This window comes from Nonomuraea candida (genome assembly GCF_000725485.1).
In the GTDB taxonomy this organism is placed as follows: Bacteria; Actinomycetota; Actinomycetes; order Streptosporangiales; family Streptosporangiaceae; genus Nonomuraea; species Nonomuraea candida.
This window is the reverse complement of sequence record NZ_JOAG01000032.1, coordinates 1-14,519: the sequence shown is the minus strand read 5'-3', so window position 1 is coordinate 14,519 and position 14,519 is coordinate 1. Positions and strand designations below refer to the sequence as shown.

Annotated in this window: 16 protein-coding genes; 13 read left to right on the top strand and 3 right to left on the bottom strand. The window is 70.0% G+C overall.

Annotated elements, in window-relative coordinates:
• Positions 1-29: 29 nt before the first annotated feature.
• Complete coding sequence (locus IO39_RS29235; RefSeq protein ID WP_043629682.1) at positions 30-323, bottom strand: PLD nuclease N-terminal domain-containing protein; 294 nt, start codon at positions 321-323, stop codon at positions 30-32.
• Between the two features lie 138 nt (positions 324-461).
• Between IO39_RS29235 and IO39_RS29230 the strand changes: the two genes are divergently transcribed.
• Positions 462-1,589, top strand: a complete 1,128-nt coding sequence (locus tag IO39_RS29230) for a hypothetical protein (protein WP_084773681.1) — start codon at positions 462-464, stop codon at positions 1,587-1,589.
• 10 nt (positions 1,590-1,599) lie between these two features.
• Complete coding sequence (locus IO39_RS29225; RefSeq protein WP_043629680.1) at positions 1,600-1,842, top strand: hypothetical protein; 243 nt, start codon at positions 1,600-1,602, stop codon at positions 1,840-1,842.
• A gap of 187 nt (positions 1,843-2,029) precedes the next feature.
• Here IO39_RS29225 and IO39_RS53060 read toward each other — a convergent pair whose 3' ends face one another.
• On the bottom strand, positions 2,030-2,251 hold the full coding sequence (locus IO39_RS53060; RefSeq protein WP_026214226.1) for a BldC family transcriptional regulator: 222 nt from the start codon (positions 2,249-2,251) through the stop codon (positions 2,030-2,032).
• Between the two features lie 257 nt (positions 2,252-2,508).
• On the opposite strand from IO39_RS53060, the gene IO39_RS29215 reads away from it, so the two are divergent.
• Positions 2,509-2,727 (top strand): DUF4229 domain-containing protein, encoded by a 219-nt coding sequence (locus tag IO39_RS29215; RefSeq protein WP_043629676.1) that lies wholly within the window; start codon positions 2,509-2,511, stop codon positions 2,725-2,727.
• Here the strand turns inward: IO39_RS29215 and IO39_RS29210 are convergent.
• Positions 2,724-3,866: a hypothetical protein gene (locus tag IO39_RS29210; RefSeq protein WP_245642341.1), complete on the bottom strand. Its 1,143-nt coding sequence runs from the start codon at positions 3,864-3,866 to the stop codon at positions 2,724-2,726. The two genes, IO39_RS29215 and IO39_RS29210, sit on opposite strands and share 4 nt — an antisense overlap.
• 331 nt (positions 3,867-4,197) lie before the next feature.
• Here IO39_RS29210 and IO39_RS29205 point away from each other — a divergent pair, with 331 nt between their 5' ends.
• From IO39_RS29205 to IO39_RS29160, 10 genes are all read left to right on the top strand, one after another.
• Positions 4,198-4,914, top strand: a complete 717-nt coding sequence (locus IO39_RS29205; protein WP_043629670.1) for a demethylmenaquinone methyltransferase — start codon at positions 4,198-4,200, stop codon at positions 4,912-4,914.
• Positions 4,915-5,541: 627 nt separating this feature from the next.
• Positions 5,542-6,780, top strand: a complete 1,239-nt coding sequence (locus IO39_RS29200) for a geranylgeranyl reductase family protein (RefSeq protein WP_043629667.1) — start codon at positions 5,542-5,544, stop codon at positions 6,778-6,780.
• Positions 6,781-6,844: 64 nt separating this feature from the next.
• Positions 6,845-7,240, top strand: a complete 396-nt coding sequence (locus IO39_RS29195; RefSeq protein WP_043629664.1) for an NADH-quinone oxidoreductase subunit A — start codon at positions 6,845-6,847, stop codon at positions 7,238-7,240.
• A gap of 2 nt (positions 7,241-7,242) precedes the next feature.
• A complete protein-coding gene (locus tag IO39_RS29190) occupies positions 7,243-7,794 on the top strand; it encodes a NuoB/complex I 20 kDa subunit family protein (RefSeq protein WP_043629661.1) in 552 nt (183 codons plus the stop codon).
• A complete protein-coding gene (locus tag IO39_RS29185; protein ID WP_043629659.1) occupies positions 7,791-8,486 on the top strand; it encodes an NADH-quinone oxidoreductase subunit C in 696 nt (231 codons plus the stop codon). Before IO39_RS29190 ends, IO39_RS29185 begins: the two co-directional genes overlap by 4 nt.
• A gap of 46 nt (positions 8,487-8,532) precedes the next feature.
• A complete protein-coding gene (locus IO39_RS29180; RefSeq protein WP_043629656.1) occupies positions 8,533-9,858 on the top strand; it encodes an NADH-quinone oxidoreductase subunit D in 1,326 nt (441 codons plus the stop codon).
• Positions 9,855-10,511 (top strand): NADH-quinone oxidoreductase subunit NuoE, encoded by a 657-nt coding sequence (nuoE, locus tag IO39_RS29175; protein ID WP_043629652.1) that lies wholly within the window; start codon positions 9,855-9,857, stop codon positions 10,509-10,511. The genes IO39_RS29180 and nuoE overlap by 4 nt, the downstream gene beginning before the upstream one ends.
• Complete coding sequence (gene nuoF / locus IO39_RS29170) at positions 10,508-11,797, top strand: NADH-quinone oxidoreductase subunit NuoF (protein ID WP_043629649.1); 1,290 nt, start codon at positions 10,508-10,510, stop codon at positions 11,795-11,797. Before nuoE ends, nuoF begins: the two co-directional genes overlap by 4 nt.
• A gap of 17 nt (positions 11,798-11,814) precedes the next feature.
• Positions 11,815-14,169: an NADH-quinone oxidoreductase subunit G gene (locus IO39_RS29165; RefSeq protein WP_245642339.1), complete on the top strand. Its 2,355-nt coding sequence runs from the start codon at positions 11,815-11,817 to the stop codon at positions 14,167-14,169.
• The coding region (locus IO39_RS29160; protein ID WP_043629644.1) for an NADH-quinone oxidoreductase subunit H at positions 14,166-14,519 on the top strand (354 nt) is incomplete at its 3' end. The genes IO39_RS29165 and IO39_RS29160, both read left to right, overlap by 4 nt.

Sequence of the window (14,519 nt, the reverse complement as noted above, 5' to 3'; positions counted from 1 at the left end):
TGCCCGCGGGCCGGTCGGCGGCCTGCGGGTTAGCTCACGTCGTCGCCGCGCATGCGGCGCTCGAGGTCGCGGAGGAAGTCGGGGTCGTCGTCGGGGCCCTTCGGCATGCCCGGGCCCGGGGTCACGGGCCACGGCGCGCGGGGGGCGCGGGGACGGCCGCGCGCCATCCACACCAGGCCGCCGATAAGGGGGACGAGCACGACGACCAGGATCCAGAGGGGTTTTGGTACGTTCCGCACCTCGTCCTCGGGGGTCGTCACCACGTCGAAGAGTGAAAAGAGCCAGAAGGCCAGCAGCGCCAGGCCGATCAGAACACCTGCCATGTCCCGAACTGTAAGCCATGCTCAGGTGTGATCGGGCTGCTTGATGTCCCATTTCGGGTGACTAGGGGAAGATCGGCGTCGTACGGTGGAAGCCGATGCGACGGTGTCCACGGGGCTCCACGGGCGTTGAGGGGTGCGATGGCTTTTACCTTCGACAGAGGTCCTGGTGCTTCGGGCAGGAACTCCGGGGACAAGGGACGGCACCGGCGCGGCCGGTGGTGGCGGCGCGGGTCGTACCTGTTCTCCCGGCGCAGCGAGGCGCCCGCCGACGCCGACCGCTCCTTCTGGTCCGACGCCCGCGAGCGGCCCCAGGAGGGCCGCACGGGACGGCCGGGCCACGAGGAAGCCGAACGCGCCCGGCGCTTCGGCGACGGCGGCCTCAGCGGCCGTCCCGGGCAACCGGGCCGGCCCCCCGACGGCCGCGCCGAGCGCCCCGGATGGCCGGGTGACACCCGTGCCGGGCAGGCGGGCCGGCCGTACGATCAGGCGGCCGGGCACCCGTACGGCCGGATGGAGGGGGCGGACGGTTACGGCGGGGTGCGGGAGCGCGGCGAGCGCCTGCCCGCCGCCGTCCTGGTGGACCGCCCCCGCTACACCTGGTACGACTTCGAGCTGGCCGACCAGCCGCTCAGAGCCCGCCCCCACCGCCCCGACGCGCCCTCGATGGGCGACGGCCTGCGGCACTGCGGCGAGCTGGAGCCGATCCTGCACCGCCAGTGGGACGCCGCGCTGGGCCCGCCGCCGCCCGACGTGGTCAGGGCCGTGGAGAGCCTGGCCCGGCTGCCCGACCGGCTCAAGGAGCTGCTCGCCGGCGGCCTCGAAGGCATCTACATCGGCCCCGGCGGCGTGCCCGACCTCGACGACATGGGCTACCTGCGCGGCGCCCCGCTCCCGTCGGGCCGCGCGACCTGGGACATCTGCGCGGGCGCGTACGGCGACCGCAAGATCGTGGTGGGCGACCGTCCCTCGCCGACGCCCGACGTGATGATGCACGAGGTGGGCCACGCGATCGACGACGTCGACTCGCCGTACGGCGACTGGGTGTCGGACTCGCCGGAGTTCGTGCGCCTCTACGAGGCGGCCGTGCCGCTGCTGGCCTCGACCTTCCACCGGCAGGGCGGCGGGCTGGGCCGCAAGGAGTTCTTCGCCGACGCCTTCGCCGCCATCGCCTCGCGCCAGCGCCCGGCCCTGGTGGACATGCTCGGGGGCGACACGCGCATGGCGCTCGACATCATGCTGTTCTTCAACCGGCGCTACGGAATCTAGGTGATCGGCGATGTACGTCATCCGGCTCGCGGACGGGACCTTGCGCGTACCGCGGAGCCTGACCAGCGAGGACGGGCGACTGATCGGCAACGCGTACGTGGAGGTGCAGCCCGGTGACCCCGACTACGACCAGTGGCTGCCGGAGTCGCTGACCGAGGAGGAGGCGCAGTCGCGCCGCCGGCGCTGGGAAGAGGAGAACGACGACCTGGAGCGCGAGTTCCTGGCCTTCAAGGCGCGGCAGGAGGAGGCCTAGGAGGTCCGCCCCCGTCCAGGGAACGGACAGGCGCCAGCCACGGTCGGCGGTTGGCGCCGCCCCGTGCTCACCGTACGGACGTGTGGCCGGAAAGCACGCGAAACAGTCGGTCCCGCCCGCGGTGATCCTGGAGGAAGGGCCGCTGTACAGGCGGCCCGTCGTGCAGGATCACCGACTAGACGGAACGTCAGACGCGCGGGGACTCACCTGCCGGCCTGTCGGCCGTGAGAACGTCCTCGCCTCGGAGAAGGGCGTGGACTTCCGACTCGCGGAAGCGCCGGTGCCCTCCGGGGGTGCGGATACTGCTGATGCGGCCTGCCGCTGCCCAGCGTGTAACCGTCTTTGGGTCTACCCGGAAGAGGGCGGCAACCTCTCCTGGGGTCAGCAGACGCTCGCTGCTACTCTCCACCAATCTCTCCCCCTCGCATCCCGCTTCCTGCCAGCGGGCGGACAGGTAACCAGTGTGTCGAGCGAAGCCTGATTTATCCGTGGTTTTCTACAAAGATCACGGGTTGTTATCAGCTGACTGCCCGATTGTTATATGATAGAGCCTCTTTGGGGCTCTCGTGGGTGTTTCTTTACGAAACTCCCTAACTGGGAACAGTAGCAGTGCTCGCGTCCGGTGCGAAGAGCGACCGCTGCACAGGTCCGAGTAACCTGGAACCCGTGCGTCCCGTTCTCGTTTACACCGCGTCGCGGATCGGCCTGTTCACCGTCACCCTCGGTGTCCTTCTGCTCCTTGGGCTGCAAAACTGGCTCGCGCTGATCGTGGCCTCTTTCTTGATCAGCGGCATAGCGAGCTACGTCCTGCTCTCCAAGCAGCGTGACGCCATGAGCGAGCGTCTTAGCAACCGGATCGACCGCCCCAAGCCACAGGACGGCTAGGGCAGGGGGAACATGCCAATCCGGGCATGGTACTCCCGTCCGAGTCTCGTTGTGTCGCTACCGACAAGTAGTCCGCCGGCGTGCGCGTAAAACGCCTTCACCCCGATGCCGCGCTCCCGCGTGGGATTCCAACTGAGGGCCTTTCCGGTGCGCGGATGAATGGCGCCGATCCCCGGGCGTGACACGGCGCCCGGGCCGGCCGAGTCGCGGCCCTGCGGATTGTCCAGCCAGCGCTGGTGCCCGCCCACGTAGACCGCCGCGCCGGTCACGGCGACCGCGTAGAGCGAATCGCCTCCCGTGGCGTTCACCCAGGTCGGCCTGATGGCCGAGCCGCCGGCGTAGGTCTCGAATCTCGCCGTCGTGTCGCACATCCCGCCTCTGGCGCCTCCGGTGGTGACAACCGCGAAATAGCGTCCGTCGGGCGAGAAATCCAGGCCGCGTACGTACGAGGGAAAGTTGGGGTTGCACCGGCGCGCGTACGCGTCGGTGCGCCAGGAGGCCACCCGCGCGGTGGGCGAGCCGATGTCGATCAGCCCGAGCTGGGGCCTGGACTGGCCGTCGAGCGTGGTGAACGAGCCGTCCACGGCGAGCCTGTCGCGGGAGACGGCCAGCCCGTAGATCTTCACCCGCGGGGTCAGCGGCGCGCCCGGCTCGATGGCGAAGCCGGGGTCGGGGGCGCCGGTGGCGGCGTCGAGCCGGGCCAGCGCGGTGCGCGGGCGGACGAAGTCGCCGCCGACATAGAGCTGCCCGCCCTGCCGGGCCAGCGCGGTCACCATGCCGCCGCCGATGCGCGGCGCGAAGCCGGGCACGAGCGCGCCGTCGGCCACGTTGAGCCTGGCCAGGCCGCGCGCGCTGCGGTTGTCGACGCCGTGGAACTCGCCGCCGACGTAGACGGTGCCGCTCTCGCCGGCCGCCAGGGCGTAGACCGGGCCGGCCACGCTCGGCGCGAAGCCGGGCAGGACGCGGCCGGTCACCAGGTCGTAGGCGAACAGGTTGGCGCGGGTGTGGACCGTGGTCCGGCCCGCGTCGCTGACTTCGCCGAACGAGCCGCCGACGATGACGGTGCGCCCGACGACGGCGATGGCGTTGACGATGCCGTCGAGCACATGGGGGGTGTTGTCGACCGGGTCGGCCGACACGACGCGCGCATGCGGGACGGGGGTCGATGCGATGATCGCCGCAAGGGCGACACGGGCCAGCATTCCCCAACAACTAGCAGACGATCGGTAGCCATGCGGCTACTTTCCGTCGATTCTCCCGGATGGGCATGACGGCGGGCCCGCCGCCCTCCCGGGCGCTGTCGGGCCCGCCGCCCTCCGGACGATGTCGGCCCCGCCGCCCTCCGGGGCGCTTCGTCGCCCGCCCGGTCTCCCTGGGGTGGCGGCGTGTGGCGGCGCTTCCCCGCCCGCGGGTTCCCGTGGCGCCCGGCACGCCGCGGCGCCGCCGGCCCGCACCAATAGGCTGTGGGGCATGACGCGCGCTCAGTTGGACAAACAGCCGGATGAGGTCGCCGCGATGTTCGATCGCACCGCCCGGCGCTACGACCTGGTCAACGACGTGATCTCCCTCGGGCAGGTCAGGCTCTGGCGCAAGGCGGTGGCCGCCGCCGTCGACGCCGGGCCAGGGGAGCTGGTGCTCGACCTGGGCGCCGGCACGGGCACGTCCACCGACACGTTCACCACCTTGGGCGCGCGGGCGATCGCCTCGGACTTCTCGCTGGGCATGCTGCGCACCGGGGTGCGGCGCCATGGCGGCAACGCGCTGTCGGGGCCGGGGGTGCCGTTCGTCGCCGGTGACGCGATGCGGCTGCCGTTCGCCGACGAGGTGTTCGACGCGGTGACGATCTCGGTGGCGCTGCGCAACGTGCACGACACCTCGGCGGCGCTGCGGGAGATGCTGCGGGTGACCAAGCCGGGCGGGCGGCTGGTGATCCTGGAGTTCTCGCACGTCACGTTCGGCCCGTTCGACCTGGTCTACCGCGAATACCTGATGCGGCTGCTGCCGAAGGTGGCCAAGGTGTTCGGCTCCAACGACGACTCCTACGAGTATCTGGCGGAGTCGATCAGGGACTGGCCCGACCAGCCCACGCTGGCGCGCACCATCCAGGAGGCCGGCTGGGAGCGGGTGGCCTGGCGCAACCTCACGATGGGGATCGTCGCCATGCACCGGGGCTTCAAGCCCGCCTGAGCCGGGCCGCCAGGCGAGGGCAGAGGGTCCGGCCCCCTGAGCCGGGACGCCATGTGAGGCCAGGGGCCCGGCCGCCGAAATCGGCGGCCGGCCGATTATCGGGATTGTCATTCTGCCGCCGTTCCCGACTTCGCGCTCCGCCGATTCCGCCCGGCCGAAACTCGCCCGGCGCCGTCATTTCGAGCGCACAATCAACCGGCCGAAGTGGGCGGGGACGAGGAACGGGGTCAATCGCCGGTTCGGCGATTTCCGGCCCGGCTTCCGGCCCGGCACGGCGGGCGGGCGCGGCCGGAGAGAAGTCTCGAGACGGCATCGCCTGGCGGGCGGGCCTCTGAGCGTCCGGGAGCCTGCTGCTAGCGTGACGATCATGACTGCGCTGCCTCAGGCGACACGCCGTCCCCTTGGATCACAGAACCGTACCCCGACTGCCACTATGTACGCGAAAAGCAGTAGACTGCGGGCCGGTAAGTTTGTGAAGGGGTTCACAAAGGAACGAAGGCGCGACACCCCGAGGCCTTCGAGCGTGTAGGGACAGGACAGTCCAGTGACCGTGCCAACAGCCACACACCGAGCGCAGGAGCTCGCCGCGAGAGAGCGCAGCCAACGAGTGGCGAAGCGGGCGCGACCATGAGCACTGGCGACGCCGACGTCATCGTCGTCGGCGCCGGTCCCGCCGGTTCCGCGACCGCGTTCTACCTGGCCCAGGCGGGGCTCGACGTCCTGCTCCTGGAGAAGACCAGGTTCCCCCGCGAGAAGGTCTGCGGCGACGGCCTGACCCCGCGCGCGGTCAAGCAGCTGCAGAACATGGGCGTCGACATCGACGCCCCCGGCTGGGTCAGGAACAAGGGCCTGCGCGTCGTCGGCGGCGGCCTGCGCTTCGAGCTCGACTGGCCCCAGCTGGAGCGCTTCCCCGACTTCGGGCTCGTCCGCACCCGCCAGGACTTCGACCAGATCGTCGCCGCCAACGCGGTCAAGAACGGCGTGCGCCTCATGGAGGGCGTCACCGTCACCGGCCCCGTGCTCGACGACCGCAGCGGCCACATCGTGGGCGTGACCACCAAGGACGGCCGCGAGTTCCGCAGCCGCGTGGTCGTGGCCGCCGACGGCAACAGCACCCGCCTGGCCCTGGGCATGGGCCTGCACAAGCGGGAGGACCGCCCGATGGGCGTGGCGGTGCGGACCTACTTCGAGAGCCCGCGCCACGACGACGACTACCTGGAGACCTGGCTGGAGCTGTGGGACGGCGACACGCTGCTGCCCGGCTACGGCTGGGTCTTCGGCGTGGGCGACGGCACCGCCAACGTCGGGCTCGGCCTGCTCAACACCAGCTCACATTTCGGCAACATCGACTACCGCGACCTGCTGCGGCGGTGGTGCCGTTCCATGCCGGCCGACTGGGGCTTCACCGAGGAGAACATGACGCGCCCGATCCGCGGCGCCGCGCTCCCGATGGCCTTCAACAGGCAGCCCCACTACACGCGCGGCCTCGTTCTCGTGGGAGACTCCGGCGGGTCGATCAACCCGTTCAACGGCGAGGGCATCGCCTACGCCATGGAGACCGGGGAGATCGCCGCCGAGGTCATCGCCAGGGCGCTCGCGGACACCACCCCCGCGCGACGGGAGCGGATCCTGCGCACCTATCCTCAGGTTCTGAAGGACGCCTACGGCGGTTATTTCACGCTCGGCAGGTTGTTCGTCGAGGCGATCGGGAAGCCGGGTGTGATGAGCTTCGGCACCAGGCACGGGTTGCCCCACCCGAGACTGATGCGCTTCGCGCTCAAACTCCTTGGTAATCTCACCGACCGGCGAGGCGATGCGTCCGACATGATCATCAACGCACTCTCGAAGGTCGCGCCATCAGCATGAATCTCGCAATCAACAGATCCGGCTGCGCGCCCGCGCGCGCGGCGACTCCAGAGGAGGCGTAGCGATGGACCTTTACGTGCCCATCCTGGTGCTCGCCGTTCTCGCGGGGGGCTTCGCGATCTTCTCGGTCGCCATCGCTCCCTTCACCGGTCCCAAGCGCTGGAACCGCGCCAAGCTCGACGCCTACGAATGCGGCATCGAGCCCACGCCCCAGCCTGTCGGTGGTGGACGGTTCCCGCTCAAATACATGGTCACGGCGATGCTCTTCATCGTCTTCGACATCGAGATCATCTTCCTCTACCCGTGGGCCGTCTCGTTCGCTCCGCAGACGGACGACCTCGGCCGCATCCTCTCTTCGGGCCTGGGGCTGTTCGCGCTCGTCGAGATGCTGCTGTTCATCGTCACCGTGCTCGTGGCCTACGCGTACGTGTGGCGCCGCAAGGGTCTGGACTGGGACTGAAAATGGGACTTGAAGAGAAACTCCCCAGCGGGTTCATCCTCAGCACGGTCGAAGCGGCCGCCGGATGGGCGCGTAAGAACTCCGTGTGGCCGGCCACGTTCGGCCTCGCGTGTTGCGCCATCGAGCTGATGGCCACCGGTGGCCCCCACTACGACCTGGCGCGCTTCGGTATGGAGCGCGCTTCGGCGTCTCCCCGCCAGGCCGACCTCATGATCGTGGCCGGGCGCGTGTCGCAGAAGATGGCACCCGTCCTGCGCCAGATCTACGACCAGATGGCCGAGCCCAAGTGGGTCATCGCCATGGGCGTGTGCGCCTCCAGCGGCGGCATGTTCAACAACTACGCGATCGTCCAGGGCGTCGACCACGTCGTGCCCGTCGACATCTACCTGCCGGGCTGCCCGCCGCGGCCCGAGATGCTCATCGACGCGATCGTCAAGCTGCACGACAAGATCCAGAACATGAAGTTCGGCGCGCACCGCGCCAAGCAGATCGAGGAGCTCGAGCTGCAGGCGCTGCGCACGCTGCCGCTGATCGACCAGGGGGCCTCGAAGTGACCTCGCCCGACAACCTCCCCGAGGTCCCGGACGCGCAGGTCCCCGAGGTGCCGGCGGCCCAGGAGCCGCCCGTCGCGCGCCGGGGCATGTTCGGCGCCAACGACACCGGCGACACCTCCGGCTACGGCGGCCTCGTCGTGCGCCGGGCGCCGCAGATCTCGACGCCGCGCCCGTACGGGAGCTACTTCGACGAGATCGTCGACACCCTCGCGCTCGACGACGCGATCGAGCGCGTGGTCGTCGACCGCGGCGAGCTGACCCTGCACGTCAAGCGCGAGCGCCTGGTCGAGGTCTGCCAGAAGCTGCGCGACGACCCCGCCCTGCGCTTCGAGCTCTCGCTCGGCGTGTCGGGCGTGCACTACCCGCACCTGGCGGGCGAGGAGCTGCACGCGGTCATCCACCTGTGCTCGATCACGCACAACCGGCGCGTGCGCGTCGAGGTCAGCGCCCCTGACTCCGACCCGCACATCCCATCCACGGTCAGCGTCTACCCTGGTCACGACTGGCACGAGCGCGAGGCGTACGACTTCTTCGGGATCATCTTCGACGGTCACCCCGCGCTCACCCGGATCATGATGCCGGACGACTGGGACGGTCACCCGCAGCGCAAGGACTACCCGCTCGGCGGCATCCCGGTGGAATACCGCGGCGCCACCATCCCCTCGCCGGACCACAGGAGGAGCTACGCGTGAGTGACCTTGTGGAGCTGAGCGTTGACGACCGTAGGGAGGAACACTCATGAGCACCGCTTATGACGAGGCGACCGAGGGCACGGTCTACTCGGTCAACGGCGCCGACTGGGACCAGGTCGTCAGTGGCGTGCGCGACGCCGAGGAGGAGCGCCTCGTCGTCAACATGGGCCCCCAGCACCCGTCCACGCACGGCGTGCTCCGGCTGGTCCTGACGCTCGACGGTGAGACGGTCACCGAGGCGCGCGGCGTCATCGGCTACCTGCACACCGGCATCGAGAAGAACATGGAGTACCGGACGTGGACCCAGGGGACCACGTTCGTGACCCGCATGGACTACCTCTCGCCGATCTTCAACGAGACGGCCTACTGCCTGGGCGTGGAGAAGCTGCTCGGCATCGAGGACCGCGTGCCCGACCGCGCGCAGGCCATCCGCGTGATGATGATGGAGCTCAACCGCATCGCCTCGCACCTGGTCGCGATGGGCACGTTCGGCATGGAGCTGGGCGCGACCACGCCGTTCCTCTTCGGGTACCGCGATCGTGAGATGATCATGGACCTGTTCGAGTACATCACCGGCCTGCGCATGAACCACGCCTACATCCGCCCCGGCGGCGTCAGCGTGGACCTGCCCGCGGGCGCGGTGGACAAGATCGGCGAATTCCTCAAGGAGATGCCCAAGCGGATCAAGGACATCCGCAAGCTCCTCGACGAGAACCCGGTCTACGTGCGCCGCACCAAGGACGTGGCCTACCTCGACCTGACCGGGTGCATGGCGCTCGGCGTCACCGGGCCGATCCTGCGCGCCGCCGGCCTGCCGTGGGACCTGCGCAAGTCGCAGCCCTACTGCGGTTACGAGACCTACGAGTTCGACGTCGCCACCGAGCGCGGCTGCGACGTCTACTCGCGCTACCTCGTCCGCATGAAGGAGATGGAGGAGTCCCTCAAGATCATCGAGCAGGCGCTGGACCGCATCGCCGGCCCGCTCAAGGGCGACCCCGTGATGATCGAGGACAAGAAGATCGGCTGGCCCGCGCAGCTCGCGCTCGGCCCCGACGGGTTCGGCAACTCGCCCGACCACATCGCGCACATCATGGGCACCTCCATGGAGGCCCTCATCCACCACTTCAAGCTGGTGACCGAGGGCTTCCGGGTGCCGGCCGGGCAGGCGTACGCCAGCATCGAGTCGCCCAAGGGCGAGCTCGGCGCCCACGTCGTCAGCGACGGCGGCACCCGGCCCTACCGCGTGCACTTCCGCGAGCCGTCCTTCTGCAACCTGCAGAGCTTCCCCGCGATGGCGGAGGGCGGCCAGATCGCCGACGTGATCGCCGCGGTGGCTTCTATCGACCCCGTCATGGGAGGTGTGGACCGGTGACATACTCACCGGAGATCCGTGAGCGTCTTGAGCGGGACGCCAAGGAGATCATCGGGCGTTACCCCAAGACCCGCTCCGCCCTGCTGCCGCTGCTCCACCTCGTGCAGTCCGAGGACGGCTACGTCTCGGACGACGGGCAGGAGTTCTGCGCGGAGATGCTGGGCCTCAGCAAGGCCGAGGTCACCGGCGTCGCGACCTTCTACACCATGTACAAGCGCAAGCCCATGGGCGACTATCACGTCGGCGTGTGCATCAACGCGCTGTGCGCCGTCATGGGCGGCGACCAGATCTGGGAGGAGCTGTCGGAGCACGTCGGCGTCCGTCACGACGAGGCGACCCCGGACGGCAAGATCTCGCTGGAGCGCCTGGAGTGCAACGCGGCCTGCGACTTCGCGCCGGTCATGATGGTCAACTGGGAGTTCTTCGACAACCAGACGCCCGAGTCGGCCAAGCAGCTCGTCGACGACCTGCGTGACGGCAAGGACGTGCGGCCCACGCGCGGCCCGAAGAAGCTGTGCACCTTCAAGGAGGCCTCGCGGGTGCTCGCCGGTCTGCCCGACGACCTCGCGGGCGACGGCCCCTCGGCCGCCGGCCCCTCGCTGGAGGGCCTGAAGGTCGCCAAGGCCAAGGGATGGAAGGCGCCCGAAGCATGAGCACGACTCTGACACCGGTCCTGACCGCCAACTGGGACCAGCCCAACTCCTTCACCCTCGACGTGTACGGCGAGTACGCGGCGGCCAGGAAGGCGCTGGGCATGGAGCCCGACGCCGTCATCCAGGCCGTCAAGGACTCCGGCCTGCGCGGCCGCGGCGGCGCCGGCTTCCCGACGGGCATGAAGTGGGGCTTCATCCCGCAGGGCGACGGCAAGCCGCACTATCTCGTCGTCAACGCCGACGAGTCGGAGCCGGGCACCTGCAAGGACATCCCGCTGATGATGGCCAACCCGCACGCGCTGGTCGAGGGCATCATCATCACGTCCTACGCGATCCGGGCCAACCACGCCTTCATCTACGTGCGCGGTGAGGTGCTGCACGTCATCCGGCGGCTGCACGCGGCCGTGCGCGAGGCGTACGAGAAGGGCTATCTCGGCAGCGACATCTTCGGCTCCGGCTATGACCTGGAGCTCGTCGTGCACAGTGGCGCGGGCGCCTACATCTGTGGCGAGGAGACGGCGCTGCTGGACTCGCTGGAAGGCTTCAGAGGTCAACCGCGGCTCAAGCCCCCGTTCCCGGCCGTGGCGGGCCTCTACGCCTCGCCTACTGTCGTGAACAACGTCGAGTCGATCGCGTCTGTTCCCTCGATCATCGCCAACGGCGCCGAGTGGTTCGCCGGGATGGGCACCGAGAAGTCCAAGGGCTTCGGCATCTTCTCCCTCAGCGGCCACGTCACCCGCCCCGGCCAGTACGAAGCCCCGCTCGGCATCACGCTGCGCGAGCTGCTCGACATGGCCGGCGGCATCCGCGAGGGGCACCAGATCAAGTTCTGGACCCCGGGCGGCTCGTCCACGCCGATCTTCACCGACGAGCACCTCGACGTGCCGCTCGACTTCGAGGCGGTCGGCGCCAAGGGCTCCATGCTCGGCACCCGCGCGCTGCAGATCTTCGACGAGACCACCTGCGTGGTCCGTACCGTGCTGCGCTGGACCGAGTTCTACGCCCACGAGTCCTGCGGCAAGTGCACGCCCTGCCGCGAGGGCACGTACTGGCTCAAGCAGGTGCTCAAGCGCCTGGAGAAGGGCCAGGGCACCGAGGACGACCTGGCCACGATCACCGACATCGCCGACAACATCCTGGGTCGCTCCTTCTGCGCGCTGGGCGACGGCGCGACCAGCCCGATCCACTCCTCGGTGAAGTACTTCCGCGAGGAGTACCTCAAGCACTTCGAGATCGGCGGCTGCCCGTTCGACCCGAAGAAGTCCACTCTCTGGGGTGAGCAGTGACAGTCGTAGAGACAGAAGTGAACCTGGTGACCCTGACCATCGACGGGTTCCAGGTCAGCGTCCCCAAGGGCACCTTGATCATCAGGGCCGCCGAGCTGCTGGGCATCCAGATCCCCCGGTTCTGCGACCACCCGCTGCTCGACCCGGCGGCCAACTGCCGCCAGTGCCTGGTCGACATCCCCGACGCCGGCAACGGCCGCGGCTTCCCCAAGCCGCAGCCGTCCTGCGCGATCGAGGTCGCCGAGGGCATGGTCGTGCAGACCCAGCTCACCTCGCCGGTCGCCGAGAAGGCGCAGCGCGGGGCCATGGAGCTGCTGCTGATGAACCACCCGCTGGACTGCCCGGTCTGCGACAAGGGCGGCGAGTGCCCCCTGCAGAACCAGGCCATGTCCAACGGCCAGGGCGAGTCCAGGTTCCAGGAGCAGAAGCGCACCTTCCCCAAGCCGCTGCCGCTGTCCACGCAGGTCCTGCTCGACCGCGAGCGCTGCGTCCAGTGCGCGCGCTGCATCCGCTTCTCCGACCAGATCGCCGGCGACCCGCTCATCGAGTTCTTCGAGCGCGGGGCCAAGGAGCAGGTGCGCACGGCCGAAGGCAAGCCGTTCAACTCCTACTTCTCCGGCAACACGGTGCAGATCTGCCCGGTCGGCGCGCTCACCGGCGCCGCCTACCGCTTCCGCGCCCGCCCGTTCGACCTGGTCTCCACGCCCAGTGCGTGCGAGCACTGCGCCTCCGGGTGCAGCCTGCGCACCGACCACCGGCGCGGCCGCGTCACCCGCCGCCTGGCGGGCAACGACCCGCAGGTGAACGAGGAGTGGAACTGCGACAAGGGCCGCTGGGCGTTCACCTACGCCACGCAGCCCGACCGCCTCAAGCAGCCGCTGGTCCGCAACGAGGAGGGCGTGCTCGTGCCCACCTCGTGGCCGGAGGCGCTGATGGTGGCCGCCGAGGGCCTGGCCAAGGCGCGCGGCAAGGCCGGCGTGCTGGTCGGCGGCCGGGTCACGGTCGAGGACTCCTACGCCTACGCCAAGTTCGCCAGGGTCGCGCTCGGCACCAACGACGTCGACTTCCGCGCCAGGCCGCACTCCGCCGAGGAGGCGCAGTTCCTGGCCCACGCGGTGGCCGGCAAGGGCATCGAGATCAGCTACGCCGACCTCGAGAACGCCCCGCACGTGCTGCTCGTCGGGTTCGAGCCCGAGGAGGAGTCGCCGATCGTCTTCCTGCGCCTGCGCAAGGCGTGGCAGAAGAAGGGCCTGAAGGTCACCTCGATCGCGCCGTTCGCCTCCCCGGGCCTGGCGAAGATGGGCGGCACGCTCATCCGCACCGCGCCCGGCGCCGAGGCCGACGCGATCGGCGACCTGGTCGGCACGCTGGCCGAGGGCACGATCGTGCTGGCCGGCGAGCGCCTGGCCACCGTGCCCGGCGCGCTGTCCGCCCTCGTACGCCTGGCCGCCGCCTCCGACGCCCGGATCGCCTGGATCCCGCGCCGGGCCGGTGAGCGCGGCGCGATCGAGGCCGGCGCGCTGCCCAACCTGCTGCCGATCGGCCGTCCGGTGGACGACGAGAGCGCCAGGGCCGAGGTCGCCAGGGTGTGGAACGTGGGCTCGCTGCCCGCCACGCCCGGCCGCGACACGGCCGGCATCCTCGCCGCCGCCCGCGACGGCGAGCTGGACGCGCTGGTCGTCGCCGGGGTCGACCCCTACGACCTGCCCGACCCGGCGGCCGCGCTGGAGGCGCTGGAGCACACGCCGTTCATCGTCAGCCTGGAGATCCGCGCCAGCGCCGTCACCGACCGCGCCGACGTGGTCCTGCCCGTCGCCGCCGTGCAGGAGAAGGGCGGCACGTTCGTCAACTGGGAGGGCCGGGGCCGCTCCTTCGAGGCGCCGCTCAAGGTGCCGGGGCTCCAGTCCGACCTCGCCGTGATCGGCAACCTGGCCGACCGCATGGACGTGCACCTGGGCCTGCCGGACGCCAAGGCGGCCCGGCGCGAGCTGTCCAGCCTGGGCTCCTGGCGCGGCAGCCGCGTCAGCGCCCCGGTCACCCTGCCCCGCCCGCTGGACGCGCCGGAGCAGGGCCAGGCGCTGCTGGCCACCTGGCACCTGCTGCTCGACGAGGGCAGGCTGCAGGACGGCGAGCCGTACCTCGCGGGCACCGCCCGCACCGCCGAAGCACTGGTCTCCGAGAGCACGGCCGCCGAGCTGGGCGTGGCCGACGGCGACAAGCTCGTCGTGGGCGAGAACGTCACCCTGCCGGTGCGCATCGCCGATCTGCCCGACCGCGTGGTCTGGGTGCCGGCGAACTCCGGCGGCTGCTCGGTCACGCGTGACCTGCGCGCGGTGGCCGGCGACATCGTCACCATCGGGAGCGCCTCATGAGTCCCACTCTGGAGAACTTCGGCCACGATCCGCTGTGGATCACCATCATCAAGGCCGTCATGCTGTTCGCCTTCCTGATGCTGGGCATCCTGTTCGGCGTCTGGTTCGAGCGCAAGCTGATCTCGCGGATGCAGCACCGCTACGGCCCCAACCGGGCCGGCAAGTTCGGCCTGCTGCAGTCCGTGGCCGACGGCCTGAAGATGGGCCTGAAGGAGGACATCTTCCCGCGCACCGTGGACAAGGTGCTCTACCTGCTCGCGCCGGTGATCATGGTGGTGCCGGCGTTCCTGGCCTTCTCGATCGTGCCGTTCGGGCCGGTGGTCAACCTGTTCGGGGTGGAGACCCCGCTG

Excerpts from the sequence above, each read along its gene's own strand:
- IO39_RS29205 (WP_043629670.1), top strand. The coding sequence starts at position 4,198 with ATGACGCGCGCTCAGTTGGACAAACAGCCGGATGAGGTCGCCGCGATG.
- IO39_RS29235 (WP_043629682.1), bottom strand. The coding sequence starts at position 323 with ATGGCAGGTGTTCTGATCGGCCTGGCGCTGCTGGCCTTCTGGCTCTTT.
- IO39_RS29225 (WP_043629680.1), top strand. The coding sequence starts at position 1,600 with ATGTACGTCATCCGGCTCGCGGACGGGACCTTGCGCGTACCGCGGAGC.
- nuoF (WP_043629649.1), top strand. The coding sequence starts at position 10,508 with ATGAGCACGACTCTGACACCGGTCCTGACCGCCAACTGGGACCAGCCC.
- IO39_RS29200 (WP_043629667.1), top strand. The coding sequence starts at position 5,542 with ATGAGCACTGGCGACGCCGACGTCATCGTCGTCGGCGCCGGTCCCGCC.
- IO39_RS29195 (WP_043629664.1), top strand. The coding sequence starts at position 6,845 with ATGGACCTTTACGTGCCCATCCTGGTGCTCGCCGTTCTCGCGGGGGGC.
- IO39_RS29230 (WP_084773681.1), top strand. The coding sequence starts at position 462 with ATGGCTTTTACCTTCGACAGAGGTCCTGGTGCTTCGGGCAGGAACTCC.
- IO39_RS29180 (WP_043629656.1), top strand. The coding sequence starts at position 8,533 with ATGAGCACCGCTTATGACGAGGCGACCGAGGGCACGGTCTACTCGGTC.
- IO39_RS29190 (WP_043629661.1), top strand. The coding sequence starts at position 7,243 with ATGGGACTTGAAGAGAAACTCCCCAGCGGGTTCATCCTCAGCACGGTC.